15 protein-coding genes are annotated in these 18,266 nt (G+C 67.5%); 11 read left to right on the forward strand and 4 right to left on the reverse strand.

The genetic code is table 11. The annotated features are described in order from the left end of the window. Positions 1-104 precede the first annotated feature (104 nt). The 11 genes from WFQ67_RS13460 to WFQ67_RS13510 all read left to right on the forward strand — a co-directional run bounded on the left by WFQ67_RS13460 (position 105) and on the right by WFQ67_RS13510 (position 11,849). Complete coding sequence (locus tag WFQ67_RS13460) at positions 105-2,552, forward strand: TonB-dependent siderophore receptor (protein WP_337057167.1); 2,448 nt, start codon at positions 105-107, stop codon at positions 2,550-2,552. Positions 2,553-2,677: 125 nt separating this feature from the next. Next, positions 2,678-3,427, forward strand: a complete 750-nt coding sequence (locus WFQ67_RS13465) for a tetratricopeptide repeat protein (RefSeq protein ID WP_337057168.1) — start codon at positions 2,678-2,680, stop codon at positions 3,425-3,427. A 113-nt stretch (positions 3,428-3,540) separates the two neighbouring features. Beyond that, on the forward strand, positions 3,541-4,503 hold the full coding sequence (locus WFQ67_RS13470; protein WP_213626065.1) for a LysR substrate-binding domain-containing protein: 963 nt from the start codon (positions 3,541-3,543) through the stop codon (positions 4,501-4,503). A 266-nt stretch (positions 4,504-4,769) separates the two neighbouring features. Further along, positions 4,770-6,236: a 2-hydroxymuconic semialdehyde dehydrogenase gene (locus tag WFQ67_RS13475; RefSeq protein WP_442969590.1), complete on the forward strand. Its 1,467-nt coding sequence runs from the start codon at positions 4,770-4,772 to the stop codon at positions 6,234-6,236. A gap of 14 nt (positions 6,237-6,250) precedes the next feature. Next, a complete protein-coding gene (locus WFQ67_RS13480; RefSeq protein ID WP_213626066.1) occupies positions 6,251-7,063 on the forward strand; it encodes a fumarylacetoacetate hydrolase family protein in 813 nt (270 codons plus the stop codon). Positions 7,064-7,074: 11 nt separating this feature from the next. After that, on the forward strand, positions 7,075-8,016 hold the full coding sequence (locus WFQ67_RS13485; protein ID WP_213626067.1) for an acetaldehyde dehydrogenase (acetylating): 942 nt from the start codon (positions 7,075-7,077) through the stop codon (positions 8,014-8,016). A 10-nt stretch (positions 8,017-8,026) separates the two neighbouring features. Beyond that, positions 8,027-9,064, forward strand: a complete 1,038-nt coding sequence (gene dmpG / locus WFQ67_RS13490) for a 4-hydroxy-2-oxovalerate aldolase (RefSeq protein ID WP_337057170.1) — start codon at positions 8,027-8,029, stop codon at positions 9,062-9,064. Continuing rightward, positions 9,061-9,861 (forward strand): 2-keto-4-pentenoate hydratase, encoded by an 801-nt coding sequence (locus WFQ67_RS13495; protein WP_337057171.1) that lies wholly within the window; start codon positions 9,061-9,063, stop codon positions 9,859-9,861. The genes dmpG and WFQ67_RS13495 overlap by 4 nt, the downstream gene beginning before the upstream one ends. Continuing rightward, entirely contained in the window at positions 9,858-10,283 is a 426-nt protein-coding gene (locus WFQ67_RS13500; protein ID WP_021218023.1) for a RidA family protein, read from the forward strand. Before WFQ67_RS13495 ends, WFQ67_RS13500 begins: the two co-directional genes overlap by 4 nt. 10 nt (positions 10,284-10,293) lie before the next feature. Next, the gene (locus tag WFQ67_RS13505) at positions 10,294-10,866 is read left to right on the forward strand and encodes a 3-hydroxyanthranilate 3,4-dioxygenase (RefSeq protein ID WP_337057173.1); all 573 of its coding nucleotides are present in this window, start codon (positions 10,294-10,296) and stop codon (positions 10,864-10,866) included. Continuing rightward, the gene (locus WFQ67_RS13510) at positions 10,863-11,849 is read left to right on the forward strand and encodes an amidohydrolase family protein (protein WP_337057174.1); all 987 of its coding nucleotides are present in this window, start codon (positions 10,863-10,865) and stop codon (positions 11,847-11,849) included. Before WFQ67_RS13505 ends, WFQ67_RS13510 begins: the two co-directional genes overlap by 4 nt. A 577-nt stretch (positions 11,850-12,426) precedes the next feature. Here the strand turns inward: WFQ67_RS13510 and WFQ67_RS13515 are convergent. The 4 genes from WFQ67_RS13515 to WFQ67_RS13530 form a co-directional block, all read right to left on the reverse strand. Continuing rightward, on the reverse strand, positions 12,427-13,452 hold the full coding sequence (locus WFQ67_RS13515; RefSeq protein WP_213626073.1) for a porin: 1,026 nt from the start codon (positions 13,450-13,452) through the stop codon (positions 12,427-12,429). A gap of 100 nt (positions 13,453-13,552) precedes the next feature. Then, positions 13,553-15,313, reverse strand: a complete 1,761-nt coding sequence (locus WFQ67_RS13520; RefSeq protein WP_213626074.1) for a hypothetical protein — start codon at positions 15,311-15,313, stop codon at positions 13,553-13,555. Between the two features lie 90 nt (positions 15,314-15,403). Beyond that, positions 15,404-16,723 carry an OprD family porin gene (locus WFQ67_RS13525; RefSeq protein WP_337057175.1) on the reverse strand — a complete coding sequence of 440 codons (1,320 nt, stop codon included), beginning with the start codon at positions 16,721-16,723 and terminating at the stop codon, positions 15,404-15,406. A 127-nt stretch (positions 16,724-16,850) separates the two neighbouring features. Further along, a complete protein-coding gene (locus WFQ67_RS13530; protein ID WP_337057176.1) occupies positions 16,851-18,266 on the reverse strand; it encodes an amino acid permease in 1,416 nt (471 codons plus the stop codon).

Raw genomic sequence — 18,266 nt, forward strand, 5'->3', positions numbered from 1 at the left:
GCAGGATTCGAAAAAATTTCGCATTCGCGTTTCCGGTTTTTCCTTCTCATCCGAATTAGCTGGTGACAACGGCTTTGTGCCCCCTCCAACGACAAGGAAAAGACATGTCACCGCGCCTCTCCCGTTTCCCGCTGCGCCCCCTCTCGCTGGCCACTGCGCTGGCCCTCGCCGCCGCCCTCCCCACCACGCCGGTGATCGCCTCCGAGCAGGTGCAGGACCAGCAGTTCGACATTCCCGCCGGCCCCCTGGCCGACCAGCTCAACCACTTCGCCGTGCAGGCCGGCATCTACCTGGCCGCCGACGGCGCCCTCACTGCGGGCAAGCAGAGCCCGGCACTGCGAGGGCGCTACAGCGTGGAGCAGGCACTGGGCATCCTCCTCCGCGACAGCGACCTGCAGGCCCTGCGCACCGGTGCCGGCCGCTACCAGTTGCAGCCGCGCAGCGAAGACGGCGGCCTGCAACTGGACGCCACGCGCATCCAGGGCAGCAGCTACCAGGAAAACGCCTGGGGACCGGTGCAGGGCTACGTCGCCACCCGTAGCGGCACCGGCACCAAGACCGACACGCCGCTGCTGGAAATCCCCCAGACCATCAACGTCATCACCGCCGACGAAATCAAGGCGCGCGGTGCGCAGAGCGTCACCGAAGCCCTGCGCTATACCGCCGGCATGACCGGCGGCGGCTTCTCCGACCGGGTGAAGATCTTCGACGAGCCCACCTCGCGCGGTTACCTGCCGACCCCGCTCTACCTCGACGGCCTGCACCTGCCCTACGGCGGCGGCAGCACTGGCGGAGCCCTGCAGATCGAGCCCTACTCGCTGGAACGCATCGAAGTGATGAAGGGCCCCTCCTCGGTGCTCTACGGCCAGAACCAGCCCGGTGGCATGATCAACATGGTCAGCAAGCGCCCCACCGCCACGCCGTTGCACCAGATCCAGCTCGGCACCGGCAGCTACGACCGCAAGAGCGCGGCCTTCGACCTGGGCGGCCCGCTGGACGAACAGGGCCGGTTCCTCTATCGCCTCACCGGCCTGGCCAACCACGCCAACTCGGAGATCGACTACGTCGAGCAGAAGCGCCTGTTCATCGCCCCGAGCCTGACCTGGCTGGCCAGCGACGACACCACCCTGACGCTTTACGCACAACTGCAGAAGGACAAGGGCGTGCCCGAGGCCCAGGGCCTGCCCAGCGAAGGCACGGTGTTCGCCAACCCCAACGGGCGCATCGACCGCGACCGTTTTCTCGGCGAGCCCGCCGTCAACGACTACCACCGCACGCAATACGCCCTGGGCTACGAGCTGAGCCACCGCCTCGACGACGTCTGGACGCTCAGGCAGAACACCCGCTACGCCTACGTCGACGACCACTACACCGCGCCGCTGCACGGCTACCGCTTCGTCGCCAACCCGGTCACCGGCGCCAACGACAAGCGCTACCAGACTCGCTACGGCGTCGACTGGGCGCAGAAGAACAAGGTCCTCGGCGTGGATAACATCGCCCAGGCACAGTTCGACACCGGCGCCGCCGGCCACACCCTGCTCATCGGCCTGGACTACTACCACTTCAACTCGAAGTTCGACGGCCAGTACGACTACAACCCGCCGATCATCGATCTGTTCGACCCGGTCTACGGCCAGCCGCTGAGGTTCGGCAACCGCTACACCTGGGACAACACCATCACCCAGACCGGCCTCTACATGCAGGACCAGATCAAGCTGGACCAGTGGATCCTCACACTCGGCGGGCGCTACGACTGGGCCGAGACCGACAACCGCGCACCGCTGCGAGGCACCCACAGCAACGTCAAGGACGAAGCCTTCACCGGTCGCGCCGGCCTCACCTACCTGTTCGACAATGGCCTGGCGCCCTATGTCAGCTACTCGGAATCCTTCCTCCCGCAGACCGGCACCGACGCCACCAGCAAGCCTTTCGAGCCCTCCACCGGCAAGCAGTACGAAGCGGGCGTGAAGTACCAGCCCAGCGGGCAGGAAAGTTTCATCCAGCTCTCGGTCTACGAGCTGGAGCAGGAAAACATCCTCACCACCGACCTCGCCAACCCCGGCTTCAACGCCCAGACCGGAGCCATCCGTTCCCAGGGCATCGAGCTGGAAGGCAAGGCCGCGCTCACCGAAAACCTCAACCTGATCGCCTCGGTCTCGCGCAACGACATCGAGTACACCAAGGACAACGACGGCCGCAAAGGCCGCCACCCGGCCAGCAACCCGCCGCTGACCGCCTCGCTCTGGAGCGACTACCGCTACATAGGCGACGGCCCGCTGTCAGGCCTCGGCGCCGGACTCGGGGCCCGCTACGTGCGCGGCAGCTATGGCGACGACTACGAAGGCTCGTTCCAGATCCCGTCCTACACCGTCTACGACGCGGCCGTGACCTATGACTTCGAGCACTCGGCGCTGCGCCTGAAGGGCGTGAAGCTCGCGGTGAACGTCGAGAACCTCACCGACAAGACCTACGTGGCCAGCTGCCGCAGCATCTGGGACTGCTACTACGGCCAGGGCCGTACCGTGGTCTCCAGCCTCAGCTACGACTGGTAAACGCCCGGCACACAACGTGACCGGCGCCACAGCCGGCCACCTGACAAGCGCACGGCGGCGTGATTTCATAGGCGCCCGCCCTCCCCGGGCGGCGCCTATCGACTCTCCAAGGGACTGGAACCGCCATGCCATTGCTCGCCCTGCTCGTCATCGCCTGCCAGGTCACCTGCGGCCTTCATGTCGTCCGCAGCGGGCAGGAGCGCTACTGGCTGTACCTGATCATCGCGCTGCCGGGCCTGGGCTGCCTGATCTACTTCCTCGGCATCATGCTCCCCGACCTGCTCGGCAGCCGCACCGGGCGGCGCACCGTCAACCGCCTGCACGACAAGCTCGACCCCGAGCGCCACCTGCGCACCCTGCGTGACGAACTGGACCTGCGCGACACTCGCGAAACCCGCGTGCAACTGGCCGAAGAACTGCTGCGCCTGGGCCAGGCCGCAGACGCCGCCAGCCACTACCAGGCCGCCCTGCGCGGCATCCACGCGCACGCGCCGGACATCCTCCTCGGCCTCGCCCAGGCGCAGTTCGCCGAGGGCGACGCGCAGGCCTGCCGCGACACCCTCGACCGGTTGATCGAACACAACCCCGACTACCGCTCCGCCGACGGCCACCTGCTCTACGCCCGCGCCCTGGAAGCCCTGGGCGACACCATGAAGGCGGAAGAGGAATACCGCGCGCTGTCGAGCTACTACGCCGGCCCCGAGGCCAACTACCGCTACGCCCTGATGCTGCGCCAGCTGGGCCGCCAGCGCGAAGCGCGCGAGCTGCTGGAACAGATCCAGAACTACGCCCGCCGCTCCCCCAGGCACTACCGCAACCTGCACGGCGAATGGCTCGACCTGAGCCGCGATGCGCTGCGCGAGATGCAGTCCTGAGGGTCACGCAACAGCGTTTCACCCCGCGATCCCCATCGCCCGCTCATCCCCGCTTTTGATTACCATGCGGTGCTTTGCGCATCCCACCGCCCTTTGACCCGTCGAGGCACCGCATGAAATTCACCCCCATGTCCGTGGCGCGGAAGCTCAAGTTCTACCAACTGGTGGTGTTCGACCAGGTGCTGCAGAGCGGCTCGCTGCTGCGCGCGGCCCAGGCGCTGAACCTGACCCAGCCGGCGGTGACCAAGATCATCCACGAGCTGGAGTCCTACTTCGACGCGCCACTGCTGATTCGTGGAAACCGTGGGGTCACCGCCACCGAACTGGGCGAGCTGGTGGTGCGCCGAGCCAAATCGCTTCTGGCCGAACTGCGCTCGCTGACCGACGAGGTCAACGCCTTCCAGGAGGGCACCTCCGGGCATGTCATGGTCGGCACCCTGATCTCCGCATCCAGCTCGTTGCTGCCGCGCGCCATGCAACTGCTCAAGCAACGCGCCCCCAGCGTGCTGGTGTCCCTGCGCGTGGGGCAGATGGACCAGTTGTTCCCGGCCCTGGCGGTGGGCGAGGTGGACCTGGTAGTGGGCCGCGTCCCGGACGACTGGGGCTGGCGCAACGAGTCGCCGATGCTGGAAGTGGAAGTGCTCTACGGCGAAGCCCTGTGCGTGGTCGCCGGCGCCCAGCACCCGCTGCTGGGGCGCTCGCCGGTGAGCCTGGCGGACCTGCACGACTACCCCTGGGTGCTGCCGACCCGCGACTCGCTGCTGCGCCGCACCGCTGACCGACTGTTCGCCGAAGCGGACCTGAACACCCCGGCCAACGTGGTCGAATCCCTGTCGATCCTCACCAACATCAGCCTCATGCAGGATCAGCAAACCGTCGCCCTGATGCCCTTCGAGGCCACCCGCCAATTCGCCGACGCCGGCATGCTGCGCGCCTTCGACCTGGGCACCCCGCTGCAATTCGGCGACATCGGCTACTTCCATGCCGCCAACCGCGACCTCGGCCCCGCTGCCCGCCTGTTCCGCGAATGCCTGGAACAGGCCAGCCGCGAGCATGACCAGGGTGCGCCGGCCTGATCGTGGCGGCGGCTTTCGTAGGATGGCGTAGAGCGAAGCGAAACCCATGGGATGGGGTGCACCGGACTCCATCGATGGCACCGAGCCAGGGCAGCCCTGCGGGCTGCTGGGCGAATGAATTCGCCCCTACGGTCCTGCCGCACCGGTGTGCCGTGATCGGGGCTGGCCAGCTATTCCAAAGCAGAATAGTCAACCTCAAGGCTTTCATTATTCCCTTATAGGCGCCTTCCCTAGACTCCTCCGAAATCCAAGAATCGGAGGCTGTCGTGTCCACTCCCCTGCCCTTGCTGCGCCATTTCATCGCGGGCGAATTCGTCGCCAGTGACAAGACCTTCCCCAATGTTTCGCCCATCGACGGGCGCGTCCTGAGCCAGGTCTGCGAAGCCGACGCCTGCCAGGTGGAACGCGCCGTCGCTGCCGCCAAGGCCGCGCAGGAAGGGCCCTGGGCCGACTTCAGCCCGAGCCAGCGTGCCGACATGCTGATGCGCATCGCCGATGGCATCGAACGCCGCTTCGAGGAATTCGTCGCCGCCGAAGTGGCCGACACCGGGCGCCCGGTGCAGCAGGCGCGCACCCTGGACATCGCCCGGGGTGTGCACAACTTCCGCACCTTCGCCGAACTGGTGCGCCAGGCCGGCAGCGAGTTCTTCGAGATGCGCGCCGCCGACGGCAGCGAGGTGTTCAGCTACACCGTGCGCAAGCCCCACGGCGTGGTGGCGATCATCTCGCCGTGGAACCTGCCGATGCTGCTGCTCACCTGGAAGGTCGCCCCGGCCCTGGCCTGCGGCAACTCGGTGGTGGTCAAGCCGTCGGAAGATTCGCCCTCCAGCGCCAGCCTGCTGGCCGAGGTGATGCAGGAAGCCGGGCTGCCCGCCGGCGTGTTCAACCTGGTGCACGGCTTCGGCCCGAACTCCGCCGGGGAATTCCTCACCCGCAACCCGGACGTCGACGCCATCACCTTCACCGGTGAATCGCGCACCGGCGCCACCATCATGAAAGCCGCCGCCGAGGGCGTGCGCGACGTGTCCTTCGAGCTGGGCGGCAAGAACGCCGCGGTGGTCTTCGCCGACTGCGATTTCGACGCGGCGGTGGCCGGCGTGCTGCGCTCCAGCTTCACCAATTCCGGCCAGGTCTGCCTGTGCTCGGAGCGGGTCTATGTCGAGCGGCCGATCTACGAGCGCTTCGTCGCCGCCATGAAGGACGGCGCCGAGAAGCTGAAGATCGGCTACCCCGACGAAGACGGCGTCAACATGGGCTCGCTGATCTCCCACAAGCACCGCGACAAGGTGCTGGGCTACTTCGAACTGGCTCGCAGCGAAGGCGCCGTCGAAGTCACCGGTGGCGGCGTGCCGGTGTTCGGCGACGAGCGCGACAACGGCGCCTACGTGCAGCCGACCATCTGGACCGGCCTCGGCGACGACGCCCGCTGCGTACGTGAAGAGGTGTTCGGCCCGGTCTGCCACATCGCCCCCTTCGACAGCGAGGACGAGGTGGTGCGCCGCGTCAACGACTCCGCCTACGGCCTGGCCACCGCGCTGTGGACCCGTGACCTGAAGCGCGCGCACAAGGTGTCGCGGCGCTTCCGCGTGGGCATGGTGTGGGTCAACACCTGGTTTCTCCGCGACCTGCGCACGCCCTTCGGCGGCGCGCGGCTGTCCGGCCTAGGCCGCGAGGGCGGCCGCCACTCCCTGGATTTCTACTCCGAGATCACCACCATCTGCGTCAACGCCTGAGCGGGAGCCCCACCATGCATGCAGCACTCATCGAAGCAGCCAGCCGCCTGCGCCAGGCGGAACGCAGCGGTAAGCCCTGCGCCCCGGTGCGCGACCTGATCGCCAGCACCCTGGCCGACGACCCGACCCAGGACCCGGTCGCCCTCGCCTACGCCGTCCAGCGCTACAACACCCTGGCCGCCATCGACGCCGGCCTGCGCCCGGTGGGCCACAAGATCGGCCTGACCTCCCACGCCGTGCAGAAGCAGCTGGGTGTCGACCAGCCGGACTTCGGCCTGCTGTTCGCCGAGCGGGCCCGTGGCGACGGCCAGCCCATCGCCTGGGACGATACCCTGCAACCCAAGGTTGAAGCGGAGATCGCCCTGGTGCTGGAACACGACCTGTGCTTCGAGCGCCACACCGTGGCCGACCTGATCCGCGCCACCGCCTTCGCCTTGCCGGCCATCGAAGTGGTCGGCAGCCGCATCGCAAACTGGGACATCCGCCTGGTGGACACCATCGCCGACAACGCCTCCTCCGGCCTGTTCGTGCTCGGCAGCCGCCCGGTGACCCTGGACAAGCTGGACCTGGTGCGCTGCGGCATGAGCATGACCCTGCGCGGCGAACCGGTGTCGGTGGGCGCCGGTGCGGCGTGCATGGACAACCCGCTGAACGCCGCGCTATGGCTGGCCGACACCATGGTCCGCCACGGTGCACCGCTGCGTGCCGGCGACATCCTCCTCACCGGTGCGCTGGGGCCGATGGTCGCCGTGCAGCCGGGCGACAGCTTCACCGCGCACATCCAGGGCCTGGGCAGCGTCACCGCCGCCTTCGCTGCCGCGCACTGACCGGAGCCCCCATGAACAGACAGAAACTCAAGGCCGCGATCATCGGCTCGGGCAACATCGGCACCGACCTGATGATCAAGATCCTGCGCAACGCCCAGCACCTGGAAATCGCCGCCATGGTCGGCATCGATCCGGCCTCCGACGGCCTGGCCCGTGCCGCCCGACTGGGCGTCGCCACCACCCACGAGGGCGTCGAGGGCCTGACCCGCCTGCCGCAATTCGCCGAGATCGACTTCGTCTTCGACGCCACCAGCGCCACCGCCCATGTGCAGAACGACGCCTACCTGCGCCACGTGAAGCCCGGCATCCGCCTGATCGACCTGACCCCGGCGGCCATCGGCCCCTACTGCGTGCCGGTGGTCAACCTGGAGCAGAACCTCCAGCAAGCCAACGTCAACATGGTCACCTGCGGTGGCCAGGCCACCATCCCGATGGTCGCCGCGGTGTCCCGCGTGGCCCGCGTGCACTACGCCGAGATCATCGCCTCCATCGCCAGCAAATCTGCCGGCCCCGGCACCCGCGCCAACATCGACGAGTTCACCGAGACCACCTCCAAGGCCATCGAAGTGATAGGCGGCGCGGCCAAGGGCAAGGCGATCATCATCATGAACCCGGCCGAGCCGCCGCTGATCATGCGCGACACCGTCTACGTGCTCAGCGAAGCCGTGGACCCGGAGCACGTCGCCGCCTCAATCGAAGAAATGGTCGCCGCCGTGCAGGCCTATGTGCCGGGCTACCGCCTCAAGCAGCGGGTGCAGTTCGAGGTGATCCCCGAGTCGGCACCGCTGACCATCCCCGGCCACGGCCGCTTCAGCGGGTTGAAGACCTCGGTGTTCCTCGAAGTGGAGGGCGCCGCCCATTACCTGCCGAGCTACGCCGGCAACCTCGACATCATGACCTCCGCCGCGCTGGCCACCGCCGAACGCATGGCGCAGTCGCTGCTGAACCGCTGAGGAGCCCGCCATGACCGCCACCTCCGGCAACAAGCTGTACATCTCCGACGTGACCCTGCGCGACGGCATGCACGCCATCCGCCACCAGTACTCGCTGGAGCAGGTGCAGACCATCGCCCGCGCCCTGGACCAGGCCCGCGTCGACTCCATCGAGATCGCCCACGGCGACGGCCTGCAGGGCTCGTCCTTCAACTACGGCTTCGGCGCCCACACCGACCTGGAGTGGATCGAAGCCGCCGCCGACGTGTTGCAGCACGCGCGCATCGCCACCCTGCTGCTGCCCGGCATCGGCACGGTTCATGACCTCAAGGCCGCCCACGCCGCCGGCGCCCGGGTCGTCCGCGTGGCCACCCACTGCACCGAGGCGGATGTCTCGCGCCAGCACATCGAATACGCCCGCCAGCTGGGCATGGACACCGTCGGCTTCCTGATGATGAGCCACATGCAGACGCCCGACGGCCTCGCCCGCCAGGCCAAGCTCATGGAAAGCTACGGCGCCACCTGCATCTACGTGGTCGACTCCGGCGGCGCCATGGGCATGCAGGACATCCGCGAGCGCTTCCGCGCACTGAAGGCCGTGCTCGACCCGGCCACCGCCACCGGCATCCACGCCCACCACAACCTCTCCCTCGGCGTGGCCAACTCCATCGCCGCCGTCGAGGAGGGCTGCAACCGCATCGACGCCAGCCTGGCCGGCATGGGCGCCGGCGCCGGCAACGCGCCGCTGGAGGTGTTCATCGCCGCCGCCGAGCGCCTGGGCTGGAACCACGGCACCGACCTGCTGGCGCTGATGGACGCCGCCGACGACATCGTCCGCCCGCTGCAGGACCGCCCCGTGCGCGTGGACCGCGAAACCCTCGCCCTGGGCTATGCCGGCGTGTACTCCAGCTTCCTGCGCCACGCCGAGGTGGCCGCCGCCCGCTACGGGCTGAAGACAGTGGACATCCTCGTCGAGCTGGGCCAGCGCCGCATGGTCGGCGGCCAGGAAGACATGATCGTCGACGTCGCCCTCGACCTTCTCGCCCGCCGCCAGGAGCCGCGCCCATGAGCACCGATATCGCCCGCATCGCCACCGCCCTCGACCGCGCCGCCCGCCAGGCCGAGCCGCTTGCGCAGTTCAGCACCAGCAGCCCGTTCAGCCTCGACGAGGCCTACCTGATCCAGCGCGCCTCCATGGCCCGCCGCTACGCCGATGGCGAACGCATGGTCGGGGTGAAGCTGGGCTTCACCAGCCGCGCCAAGATGATCCAGATGGGCGTCGACAGCCTGATCTGGGGTTGGCTCACCGACGCCATGCTGGAAGAGGACGGCGGCGTGGTGGACCTGGCCCGCTTCATCCATCCGCGCGCCGAGCCGGAGGTGTGCTTCGTCACCCGCCGCGCGATCGAGCGCCCGCTGACCCAGCTGGAGGCGGCCGACTACCTGGAGGCCGTGGCCCCGGCCATCGAGATCATCGATTCGCGCTACCAGGCCTTCAAGTTCAGCCTGGAGGACGTGGTGGCCGACAACTGCTCCTCGTCCGGCCTGGTGGTCGGCGCCTGGTCGCGAGACTTCGCCGGGCTTGCCAACGCCGGCGTGCTGATGCGCATCGACGGCCGCTTGGTGCAGGCCGGCTCCACCGCCTCGATCCTCGGCCACCCGCTGCGCAGCCTGGTGCAGGCCTCGCAACTGCTGGCCCGCGCCGAGATCGTCCTGCCCGCCGGCAGCCTGATCATGGCCGGCGCCGCCACTGCCGCCGAGGCCCTGGCCCCCGGCGCCCACATCAGCGTGGAAATCGCCGGCTACGGCGAATGCGGCTTCACCTGCGGCACCGCCCGCGACTCGCAACAAGGAACCCGAGCATGAGCGACAACCGATCCACAGTCGTGGCCGGCAAGGCCACCCCGCGCGGGCGCTTCCCGCACATCAAGCGCGCCGGCGACTTCCTCTACGTATCCGGCACCAGCTCGCGGCGCCCGGACAACAGCTTCGAGGGCGTGGAGGTGGACGCCATGGGCACCACCAACCTGGATATCCGCGCCCAGACGCGCGCGGTGATCGAGAACATCCGCGACATCCTCGCCAGCGAAAATGCGACCTTGCAGAACCTGGTGGAGATCAGCACCTTCCTGGTCGACATGAACGACTTCGGCCCATACAACCAGGTCTACGCCGAGTACTTCGACGAGAGCGGCCCGACCCGCACCACCGTTGCCGTGCACCAGTTGCCGCACCCGCACCTGCGCATCGAAATCAAGGCCGTGGCCTACGCCCCGCTCAATCGCTGAGAACAACAAGATGGACAAACACCACTTCAGCCCGCCGCTCAACTTCAACCGCTGGATCGACGAGCACGCGCACCTGCTCAAACCGCCCGTGGGCAACCAGCAGGTGTGGCAGGACGCCGACTTCATGATCACGGTGGTCGGTGGCCCGAACCAGCGCACCGACTTCCACGACGACCCGGTGGAAGAGTTCTTCTACCAGTTCAAGGGCAACGCCTACCTGAACATCTGGGACCGTGGCCGCTACGAGCGCATCGACCTGCGCGAGGGCGACATCTACCTGATGGCGCCCCACGTCATCCATTCCCCGCAGCGCCCCGAGCCCGGCAGCCTGTGCCTGGTGATCGAGCGCCAGCGCCCCGCCGGCCTGCACGACGCACTGCAATGGTCCTGCGCCCACTGCGGCACGCTGATCAAACGCTACGAGATGCAGTTGCAAAGCATCGTCAACGACCTGCCCCCGGTGTACGAGCAGTTCTACGCCACCAGCGACGCCGAGCGCCGCTGCGGCGAATGCGGCGAGATCCACCCCGGCCGTGACTGGCAGACCTGGCACCGGACCCTGGAGGCGGCAGCCCGAGCATGAAAATCGATATCCACTCGCACTTCTTCCCCGCCATCACCCGCGAGGAAGCCGCGCGCCTCAACCCCGAGCGTGCGCCCTGGCTGCACAGCGAAGGCCGCAGCGGCCAGATCATGGTCGGCGACAAGCCCTTCCGCCCGGTGCACGACGTGCTCTGGGACCCGGCCCGGCGCATCGAGCACCTCGACGAGCAGGGCCTGGACATCCAGGTCATGTGCGCCACCCCGGTGATGTTCGCCTACGACGCGCCCATCGAACGCGCCCTGCCCTGGGCCCAGTTGATGAACGACCGCGCGCTGGAAATGACCGCCCGCGCGCCGGACCGCCTCAAGGTGCTGGCCCAGGTGCCGCTGCAGGACATCGACGCCGCCTGCCGCGAGGCCAGCCGCGCCAAGGCCGCCGGCCACGTGGGCGTGCAGATCGGCAACCACGTGGGCAACCACGACCTGGACCACGACAACCTGGTGACCTTCCTCAGCCATTGCGCCCACGACAACATCCCGGTGCTGGTGCACCCCTGGGACATGATGGGCGGCGAGCGCATGCGCAAATGGATGCTGCCCTGGCTGGTGGCGATGCCGGCGGAAACCCAGCTGGGCATCCTCTCGCTGATCCTCTCCGGCGCCTTCGAGCGCATCCCCGAGTCGCTGCGCATCTGCTTCGCCCATGGCGGCGGCGGTTTCGCCTTCCTCCTCGGCCGCGTCGACAACGCCTGGCGCCACCGCGACATCGTCCGCGAGGACTGCCCGCAACTGCCCTCGAGCTACGTGAAGCGCTTCTTCGTCGACTCCGCCGTGTTCGACCCGCGCGCCCTGCAACTGCTGGTGGACGTGATGGGCCCGGACCGGGTGATGCTCGGCTCCGACTCGCCCTTCCCCCTGGGCGAACAGCGCATCGGCTCCGGTGTGCTCGAACACCCCGGCCTCGACGCCAGCGACAAGGCACGCATCTGCGCCGGCAACGCCCGGGAGTTCTTCGGCATCTGACCGCAACACCTCATCACGCCTCCTTCTCAGGCCCTGGTCCGCATAGTCGGACCGGGGCTTTTTTGTGAGCGTGGTTTCCGTAGGGCGGGTGAAACCCGCGACACCCCGCACCGCCTGTGCAGCATGGGTTTCGCTTCGCTCTACCCATCCTACGAACTGCATCCCGATCAGCCCCGGGGTTGAACCGGACGCGAACTCGAACCGTAGGATGGCGTAGAGCGCAGCGAAACCCATCACCACCAAGCCCCAACCACGGCCCCTCGGCTCGGCCCCGCGTACCACCAATCGGCCTTGCCGGCGGGCATCGTGCGTCCACAGGCATCGCATGGTTTCGCTCCGCTCGCGGAACACCATCCGGCCCATCCTGCAAACAGGTGAGGTCCGATCGCGAATGAATTCGCTCCCACAGGAGCGGCGGCGCTGCGCGTCGCTTGGCGACTGAAGTCGCCCCTACGAAAACCGCCCAGCATCACCGTCATTCCCGCGAACGCGGGGTTCCATTCGGCGGGCCCGACGCCCGGGCAATAAAAAACCCGCGACAGCGTCCTGTCGCGGGTGGGGGTGTATCGAGCCGGGGCTAGAACTTGAAGCGCACGCCGAGTTGCATGCCTTCGGGGTTTTCGTCGGCGAGCGGGCTTTCCAGGTTCCAGCTGATGGGGTAACGCACATCCGAGTCGCGCTTGTGGTGGATGTAGGCGTAGACGCCGTAGAGGTCGATGTTCTCGTCGTAGTTGTAGATGTAGCCGAGGTTGACGCCGGCGGCGTCGCTGAGGGCTTCGTCCTTGCGGTCGTCCTTGTAGATCAGGCTGACGGCGACGTTGTGCTTGTTGCCGAAGTTGTGCCGCAGGCCGAGCTGCAGGTCGCTGCCGTTGGATTCGAAATCCACCCAGGGCGCATAGGCGTAGTAGCCGGTGTAGCGGTGGTAGACGGCGGTGAGGTCGGTCTTGCCCATGCTGTACACCGCCGTCAGGTAGAGGTCGGTGGCGTACTCCATGCTGTCCTTGTCCCAGAGGTTGCGCTGGTACTTGCGGTCCAGGGCGCCGGAGAAGTACCAGGGGCTGTCGGCCCAGTAGTCCAGCGCCACGCTGTAGACGCGGCCGTCGCGGCTGCCGTCCTTCTCGCCCTGGGTGGCCATGCCGCGGAACTCGAAGCCCTCGATGCGCGGGCTGATGTACATCAGCGAGCGGTCTTCACGCCAGGGCGCATAGAACACGCTGACGTTGTTGATCAGGCTGTATTCGTTGCCGAACAGCGGGTCGGCGTAGCCGTAGGCGTTGGCCGAGGGCGTGTCCTGCCGCCCGGCGCTGAGGGTGCCCCAGCGCTTGGAGATGATCTGGGCGTAGGCTTCGCGCTTGCCCATGTCGTCATCGGAATGGGGGTTGTACATCGCCTCGTAGACGCCCTTCACCGAGAGGTCGTCGGTGAGTGCCTGGTCCGCCTTGAACTGGATGCGGTTGGCGCTGAGACCGGCACCGGTGACCCGCTCCACGGTATCCCCCCCTGAGGTGGCCACCTCGTAGGTGACGTCGATGATCCCGGATATCTCGATTCCCGCGAAGGCGTGCCCGCTCACAAGCGGAAGTGCGAGTAGAAGTTTGCGCATGGGTTGCTCCGATCGAACAGGGTGAGCACGCGGCGGCCATCTCCCCGCCGCCGCGCGCTCCATTTTTCTTATTGGGTTTTGTTGTTATGGAGCCGCAGGTTCAGTCCCTGGACGGCCAGGGTTTCTTCGGTGCATCGAAGCTCGGCGTGCCCAGCAGCGGCGTCGACAATGCGTAGAAGCCGTGGTTGGTGAAGACCCAGATCAGGTTGCGGTCGTACTCGGTGTAGGCGCTGTGGGTCAGGTTGCCGACGGCGTAGCTGGCCACGTTCCTGGTGTCGAAGGGCGGCACGAAGTAGGCGCCGATGGTGGGCTTGGCCGGGTCACGCACGTCGAACACCTGCACGCCGGCGTTGTAGAACGCGTACGGCAGGATGCCCTCGCGGGAGACGCCGGGCTGGGTGTAGTAGCCGGTGCGCTTGGGCCCGAAGCTGCCCTTGCGCTGGCAGAAGTCGGTGAAGGCGGCATCGGCCGGCGGCGTCGGGCGTGGCAGCACGTGCTTGATGGCGGGCTTGGCCGGGTTGCTCACGTCCACCGCGTAGATGTCCTTGTAGGCCTCGTAGCAGTCCTCGGACAGCGGGTAGCCGCTGAAGTACACGAGCCCGGTCTTCTCCACCTGGGAGACGTCGATGTTGTCGCCCTCGGTGCCGGCCACGCTGACCGGGAAGTCCACGTGCCCGACCACCTTCATCGCCTTCGAGTCGGTGATGTCGACGACGTAGAGGCCCATGCCGCCCATGGCCGCGTAGCCGTACTTGCCGCCCTGCTCCACCGGCCTGGGAATGAACAGCGACATGCGCGCGCCCATCCAGGAGGCGCGGTTGCCGGCGCGCGGGTTGGCCTTGAACACGGCTTCGTGCTCGGGGTCGCCGACGATCTGGCCGGGCACGGTGAGCACGTCCAGCAGCTTGGGATCGGCGGGGTTGGACATGTCCCAGGACTGGTAGCCGGCGTTGTACAGGTCGTTGGGGTATTCGGTGAGGGCGTACTTGTCGCTGGGCGCGGCCGCCACGTACATCACGTCGCCGCCGAAGTAGGCCGGGATGTCACGCACGCCGGAGCCTTCCTGCTCGCCGATGGGCGCGTTGGGGTGCTCGATGTCGGTGGTGCGGGTGGCGATCAGCTTCCAGTCCGCCGGCAGCGGGCCGTTCATCTCGTAGACCTTGAAGCCCTTGAGGTGCTTGGACTTGCGGATGGCCTCGACCTTGTCCGGCTCGCGGTACTTGTCTTCCAGCACGCCGAAGCGACGCACCTCGAAGGACTGCACCATGATGTTCTTGCCCAGCTTCTTGTTCCACTGGATGGAGGCCGCGCCGAACATGTCGTCCGCCGGGTAGGGGTTCTGCTCCTCGCCCGGGCCGTTCGGGCCCCAGGTCTCGCCCCGGGTGAGCAGCAGCTTCACGTCCTTGGGATGGGTGATGTCGAAGATCTTCAGGCTGCGGCGCACGTACTGGTACAGGTAACGCTTGCCGTCGAAGTCGACGATGTTCTGCCAGGTGTGGAAGGGCTCGACCACGATGGGGTAATAGGCCTCCACCTTCATGTTCTTGATGTAGGACTTGCTGTCCCAGTAGTCGAGCTGGCCGGCGAAGGGCTGGCCGCCGTGGGAGAAGGGCGTGGCCGCCGGGTGGGTGAAGACGCCCGTCTTCTTGTCCAGGCCGTAGCTGCCCGGCGCCGGTTCCGGCGGGGTCCTGTCCGGCGAGAGCTCGGTCTGCCGCTTCACATAGGGGTCGACGATGTTGATCGGGCCGTGTTCCTCGGCACGGGCATAGCCGCCCAGCAATATGCCGACGATCACGGACGCCGCCACGCCAGTCTGGATGAATGGAACGCGAGCCTTGGTAGGGAGCAGCCTTGTTTTCATTGTTCACTCCGTCAGTTGTGCCCAGGTGGGCAGTGCTTGCCATTGCAGAAATCGCTGTATGTGAAGCGCCCGGCCAGGTAGGGCGGCCGGTCAGAACAGGTCGATGGGGTAGTCGGTGATCAGGCGGAAGTCATCGAGATCGCCCGAGCCCTGGTCGCGGTCGGCGCGGTGCCAGGCCTGGCGCGCGCGCAGGCTCAGGCCCTTGGCCGGCCCGGCCTGGACCACGTAGCGCAGCTCCAGGTTGGTTTCGCGGTGCTCGCCGTTGGCGCCGTAGCGACCGGCGTAGGGGCTGCCGGCGGGAATGTGGCTGCCATCGATGCCCCAGCCGCGCACATGGCGGGCCATCAGCGACAGGCCGGGCACGCCGTAGCGCTCCAGCGCCAGGTCGTAGCGCACTTGCCAGGAGCGCTCATTGGGGCCGTTGAAGTCGGCGAACTGGGCGGCGTTGGGCAGGTAGATCGAAGCCCCCTGGTCACGCCCGTTGCGGCCATTGCGGTCGTTGTCGCCAACACCCAGGTAGTCGAACGGCGTATCGCCGCCCACCCGTTGCAGCCCCAGCAGCCAGCGGTGCGCGCCACAGTGCAGCCAGGCGGCGGCGCCCAGGGTGGTGTTGTCGATCTCGCCGGCCCGTGCCTGGCCGCTGTCGGTGGTGCGGTAGAGGGTCAGCGCCAGGCCCAATTCGCGGTCGCCGGGCAATGCGTGGCGGCCGTCGAGGTTGGCGTAGTACTGGTTCCAGATGTCCTTGAAGCGCGCGCCATAGAGGCTGACGCCCAGGCCCGGGCCCACCTGGTAGCGGCCGCCGAGGTAGTCGGCGCTGGGGGTGGTGACGCCCGCCATCACCGCCCAGAGGTCGCCGTCGCCATTGGTGGTCACCGGGCTGGTGGACGAGGTGAAGTGCCCGGCCTGCAGGTCGAGCCCCTCGATCTCCTGGCTGACCAGGGAAATGCCGGTGGCGGTCTGCGGCACGATGCGGAAGTGGCTGACGCCGAACACCGGGGTGTCGGGGCGCTGCTCGCCGAGCTTCAGCACGCTGCGCGAGTAGCGCAGCTTCAGTGCGGCGCCGGCCTTGGCGTATTCGTCGGCGGGCTGGCCGTCGTCATGCACCGGCAGGTTGCCGGTGCCGGTCTTGTCCGCCGGCGCATCGAGCTTCAGCCCGAGGTAGGCGAAGCCGTCGAGGCCGACTCCGACCGTGCCTTCGGTGAAGCCGGAGGCGTACTGGGCGACGAAGCCCTGGGTCCAGTCGCGGGCGTCGCGGCGGCCATCTTCCTTGCTGCGGTTGAAGTAGGAGTTGCGCAGCAACAGGGTCGCCTGGCTGCCGGCGACGAAGCCCGGCGCCGGCTCGCTCGCGGCAAGGGCGGGCGGGCAGGCACAGGCGGCCAGCAGGAATGCCGGGAGGGTTCTGCGCAACATGGTTCGAGCCTCGTGAATTCTTGTTGTTCTTCGCGGCACGCCCTATCCCGGGGCGCGCGCAGGCACCGACCCACGGCGGGTGGGCGCTGTTGCCATCAGGGGGTGCGGGCCGTCCCTGGCCCGGGGATCAACGCTGGATCGGCAGCGGCTTGGGCGCGTCGCCTTCGAGCGGCGCCCGTTGCCGGAAGCGCAGGGCGTAGATCAGCAGGATCACCGCGAGGAACGGCAGGCCGCACAGCAGGGTGGGCGCGAACGCCTCGGTGAACAGCGTGGTGACCATCAGCGCCAGCATCAACAGCAGGCCGGCGAGGCTGGTCCAGGGGTAGCCCCAGAGCTTGAACGCCAGGGGCTGACCGCCCTGGCGGCGACGGAAGAACAGGTGGGTGAGGAAGATGCCCGCCCAGGTGAACATCGCGCCGAACATGGCGATCGACATCATCAGGGTGAAGGCCTTCTCCGGGTACGCCAGGTACAGCAGGGTGGCCAGGGCGATGCCCACCGAGGACAGCAGCAGCGCCGGCAGCGGTACGCCCTTGCCGCTCAGGGTGCCGAACACCTTGGGTGCCTGGCCGGCCCGGGACAGGCTGAACATCAGGCGGGTGGTGATGTACAGCTGGCTGTTCATCGCCGACAGCGCCGCGATCAGGATCACCGCGTTGAACACCGCGCCCGCATAGGGCACGCCGGTGGCCTCCATCACCGTGACGAAGGGGCTCTGGCCGCCGTTGTTCTGACCCCAGGGCACGATGGCCAGGACCAGGGCGATGGTCAGCAGGTAGAACACCACCAGGCGTACCACGGTGATGCGGAAGGCACGGGTCACCGCGCTTTGCGGGTCCTTCGCCTCACCGGCGGCGACAGCGATCATCTCGATGCTGAGGTAGCTGAAGAAGGCCACGATCACCGCCACCCAGGTGCCCCACAGGCCGTTGGGGAAGAAGCCGCGGTCGTTGCTGTAGTTGGCGAAGCCGATGGCGGAATCCGCCGGCGCGCCGTAGACCACCCAGGCGCCGAGCAGGATGAAGACCACGATGGCGCACAGCTTGAGCAGCGAGAACACGTACTCGATGGCGCCGAACACCTTGACGCTGAAGGCGTTGGCCAGGATCAGCGCCACCGAGAAGGCCACCATCCAGTAGCCGCCCGGCACTTCGGGGTACCAGTACTTCATGTACATCGCCGCAGCGGTGATCTCGGTGCCCACCGCAAACACGATGGACGACCAGTAGGCGTAGCGGATGGCGAAGCCGAAGCCGGGTGACACGTAGAACTCGGCGAAGGAACCGAACGAGCCCGAAGTGGGGTGGCGCACGGTCATTTCCGCCAGGCAGCCCATCAGCAGCAGGGCGATCAGCGCGCCGATGCCATAGCTGACCAGCACGCTGGGCCCGGCGAAGCCGATGGCGAAACCACTGCCGAGGAACAGGCCGGTGCCAATGGCGCCACCGATGGCGATCATCGACAGCTGCCCGCTGGTGAGGCTCTGCCTGAGGCCTTTTTCCCGGTCTACCAATTGTTCGAATGAGCTTGTTGTTTTTGTCAT

Source organism: Pseudomonas sp. USHLN015, from assembly GCF_037153275.1.
GTDB lineage: Bacteria > Pseudomonadota > Gammaproteobacteria > Pseudomonadales > Pseudomonadaceae > Metapseudomonas > Metapseudomonas tohonis.

Bases quoted from the DNA above. Each gene is read 5' to 3' on its own strand.
- dmpG (WP_337057170.1), top strand. From the start codon at position 8,027: ATGACCGCCACCTCCGGCAACAAGCTGTACATCTCCGACGTGACCCTG.
- WFQ67_RS13505 (WP_337057173.1), top strand. From the start codon at position 10,294: ATGGACAAACACCACTTCAGCCCGCCGCTCAACTTCAACCGCTGGATC.
- WFQ67_RS13465 (WP_337057168.1), top strand. From the start codon at position 2,678: ATGCCATTGCTCGCCCTGCTCGTCATCGCCTGCCAGGTCACCTGCGGC.
- WFQ67_RS13510 (WP_337057174.1), top strand. From the start codon at position 10,863: ATGAAAATCGATATCCACTCGCACTTCTTCCCCGCCATCACCCGCGAG.
- WFQ67_RS13530 (WP_337057176.1), bottom strand. From the start codon at position 18,266: ATGACAAAAACAACAAGCTCATTCGAACAATTGGTAGACCGGGAAAAA.
- WFQ67_RS13500 (WP_021218023.1), top strand. From the start codon at position 9,858: ATGAGCGACAACCGATCCACAGTCGTGGCCGGCAAGGCCACCCCGCGC.
- WFQ67_RS13460 (WP_337057167.1), top strand. From the start codon at position 105: ATGTCACCGCGCCTCTCCCGTTTCCCGCTGCGCCCCCTCTCGCTGGCC.
- WFQ67_RS13520 (WP_213626074.1), bottom strand. From the start codon at position 15,313: ATGAAAACAAGGCTGCTCCCTACCAAGGCTCGCGTTCCATTCATCCAG.
- WFQ67_RS13470 (WP_213626065.1), top strand. From the start codon at position 3,541: ATGAAATTCACCCCCATGTCCGTGGCGCGGAAGCTCAAGTTCTACCAA.
- WFQ67_RS13480 (WP_213626066.1), top strand. From the start codon at position 6,251: ATGCATGCAGCACTCATCGAAGCAGCCAGCCGCCTGCGCCAGGCGGAA.
- WFQ67_RS13515 (WP_213626073.1), bottom strand. From the start codon at position 13,452: ATGCGCAAACTTCTACTCGCACTTCCGCTTGTGAGCGGGCACGCCTTC.
- WFQ67_RS13525 (WP_337057175.1), bottom strand. From the start codon at position 16,723: ATGTTGCGCAGAACCCTCCCGGCATTCCTGCTGGCCGCCTGTGCCTGC.
- WFQ67_RS13495 (WP_337057171.1), top strand. From the start codon at position 9,061: ATGAGCACCGATATCGCCCGCATCGCCACCGCCCTCGACCGCGCCGCC.
- WFQ67_RS13485 (WP_213626067.1), top strand. From the start codon at position 7,075: ATGAACAGACAGAAACTCAAGGCCGCGATCATCGGCTCGGGCAACATC.